Origin of the sequence: Streptomyces antioxidans, from assembly GCF_000968685.2 — a bacterium.
Lineage (GTDB): Bacteria > Actinomycetota > Actinomycetes > Streptomycetales > Streptomycetaceae > Streptomyces > Streptomyces antioxidans.
The window spans coordinates 1-2,830 of the sequence record NZ_LAKD02000087.1; the positions used below are offsets into that span (position 1 = coordinate 1).

Annotated in this window: 1 rRNA gene; it reads right to left on the bottom strand. The window is 56.6% G+C overall.

The window, feature by feature from the left end:
* Nucleotides 1-2 precede the first annotated feature (2 nt).
* A 23S ribosomal RNA gene (locus VT50_RS28150) occupies nt 3-2,830 on the bottom strand; the annotation flags it as partial.

A 2,830-nucleotide genomic window follows, 5' to 3' on the forward strand; every position in this document is an offset into this window, starting at 1 on the left:
CTGAGGACAAGCCCTCGGCCTATTAGTACCAGTCAACTCCACCGGTCACCCGGCTTCCATATCTGGCCTATCAACCCAGTCGTCTACTGGGAGCCTTAACCCATCAAGTGGGTGGGAGCCCTCATCTCGAAGCAGGCTTCCCGCTTAGATGCTTTCAGCGGTTATCCCTCCCGAACGTAGCCAACCAGCCATGCCCTTGGCAGAACAACTGGCACACCAGAGGTTCGTCCGTCCCGGTCCTCTCGTACTAGGGACAGCCCTTCTCAAGACTCCTACGCGCACAGCGGATAGGGACCGAACTGTCTCACGACGTTCTAAACCCAGCTCGCGTACCGCTTTAATGGGCGAACAGCCCAACCCTTGGGACCGACTCCAGCCCCAGGATGCGACGAGCCGACATCGAGGTGCCAAACCATCCCGTCGATATGGACTCTTGGGGAAGATCAGCCTGTTATCCCCGGGGTACCTTTTATCCGTTGAGCGACGGCGCTTCCACAAGCCACCGCCGGATCACTAGTCCCGACTTTCGTCCCTGCTCGACCCGTCAGTCTCACAGTCAAGCTCCCTTGTGCACTTACACTCAACACCTGATTGCCAACCAGGCTGAGGGAACCTTTGGGCGCCTCCGTTACCCTTTAGGAGGCAACCGCCCCAGTTAAACTACCCACCAGACACTGTCCCTGATCCGGATCACGGACCCAGGTTAGACATCCAGCACGACCAGAGTGGTATTTCAACAACGACTCCACACTAACTAGCGTCAATGCTTCACAGTCTCCCACCTATCCTACACAAGCCGAACCAAACACCAATATCAAGCTATAGTAAAGGTCCCGGGGTCTTTCCGTCCTGCTGCGCGAAACGAGCATCTTTACTCGTAATGCAATTTCACCGGGCCTATGGTTGAGACAGTCGAGAAGTCGTTACGCCATTCGTGCAGGTCGGAACTTACCCGACAAGGAATTTCGCTACCTTAGGATGGTTATAGTTACCACCGCCGTTTACTGGCGCTTAAGTTCTCAGCCTCGCCACACCGAAATGTGACTAACCGGTCCCCTTAACGTTCCAGCACCGGGCAGGCGTCAGTCCGTATACATCGCCTTACGGCTTCGCACGGACCTGTGTTTTTAGTAAACAGTCGCTTCTCGCTGGTCTCTGCGGCCACCACCAGCTCAGGGAGCACGTCCCATCACCAGCAATGGCCCCCCTTCTCCCGAAGTTACGGGGGCATTTTGCCGAGTTCCTTAACCATAGTTCACCCGAACGCCTCGGTATTCTCTACCTGACCACCTGAGTCGGTTTAGGGTACGGGCCGCCATGAAACTCGCTAGAGGCTTTTCTCGACAGCATAGGATCATCCACTTCACCACAATCGGCTCGGCATCAGGTCTCAGACACATGCAAGGCGGATTTGCCTACCTTGCGTCCTACACCCTTACCCCGGGACAACCACCGCCCGGGCTGGACTACCTTCCTGCGTCACCCCATCACTTACCTACTACCACCTTGGATCAGCGGCTCCACCACTCCCCTCAACTCCGAAGAGATCAGGGCGGCTTCACGGCCTTAGCATCAGAGGATTCGATACTGGGCGTTTCAAAGCGGGTACCGGAATATCAACCGGTTATCCATCGACTACGCCTGTCGGCCTCGCCTTAGGCCCCGACTTACCCTGGGCAGATCAGCTTGACCCAGGAACCCTTAGTCAATCGGCGCACACGTTTCCCACGTGTGTATCGCTACTCATGCCTGCATTCTCACTCGTGAACCATCCACAACTCGCTTACACGGCTGCTTCACCCGGCACACGACGCTCCCCTACCCACCACAACAGTCGTTAGACCATATGCTGCAGTGACACGACTTCGGCGGTACGCTTGAGCCCCGCTACATTGTCGGCGCGGAATCACTTGACCAGTGAGCTATTACGCACTCTTTCAAGGATGGCTGCTTCTAAGCCAACCTCCTGGTTGTCTCTGCGACTCCACATCCTTTCCCACTTAGCGTACGCTTAGGGGCCTTAGTCGATGCTCTGGGCTGTTTCCCTCTCGACCATGGAGCTTATCCCCCACAGTCTCACTGCCGCGCTCTCACTTACCGGCATTCGGAGTTTGGCTAAGGTCAGTAACCCGGTAGGGCCCATCGCCTATCCAGTGCTCTACCTCCGGCAAGAAACACACGACGCTGCACCTAAATGCATTTCGGGGAGAACCAGCTATCACGGAGTTTGATTGGCCTTTCACCCCTAACCACAGGTCATCCCCCAGGTTTTCAACCCTGGTGGGTTCGGTCCTCCACGAAGTCTTACCTCCGCTTCAACCTGCCCATGGCTAGATCACTCCGCTTCGGGTCTTGAGCGCGCTACTCTACCGCCCTATTCGGACTCGCTTTCGCTACGGCTCCCCCACACGGGTTAACCTCGCAACACACCGCAAACTCGCAGGCTCATTCTTCAAAAGGCACGCAGTCACGAGACACCAGCAAGCTGATGTCCGACGCTCCCACGGCTTGTAGGCACACGGTTTCAGGTACTATTTCACTCCGCTCCCGCGGTACTTTTCACCATTCCCTCACGGTACTATCCGCTATCGGTCACCAGGGAATATTTAGGCTTAGCGGGTGGTCCCGCCAGATTCACACAGGATTTCTCGGGCCCCGTGCTACTTGGGAAACAAGCAAGCAAGCCACTACGATTTCAGCTACGGGGGTCTTACCCTCTACGCCGGGCCTTTCGCATGCCCTTCGCCTATCGCAATGGTTTCTGACTCACCCAGCCGCCGGCAGACGACTGAAGCTCACTCCCACAACCCCGCATGCGCAACCCCTGCCG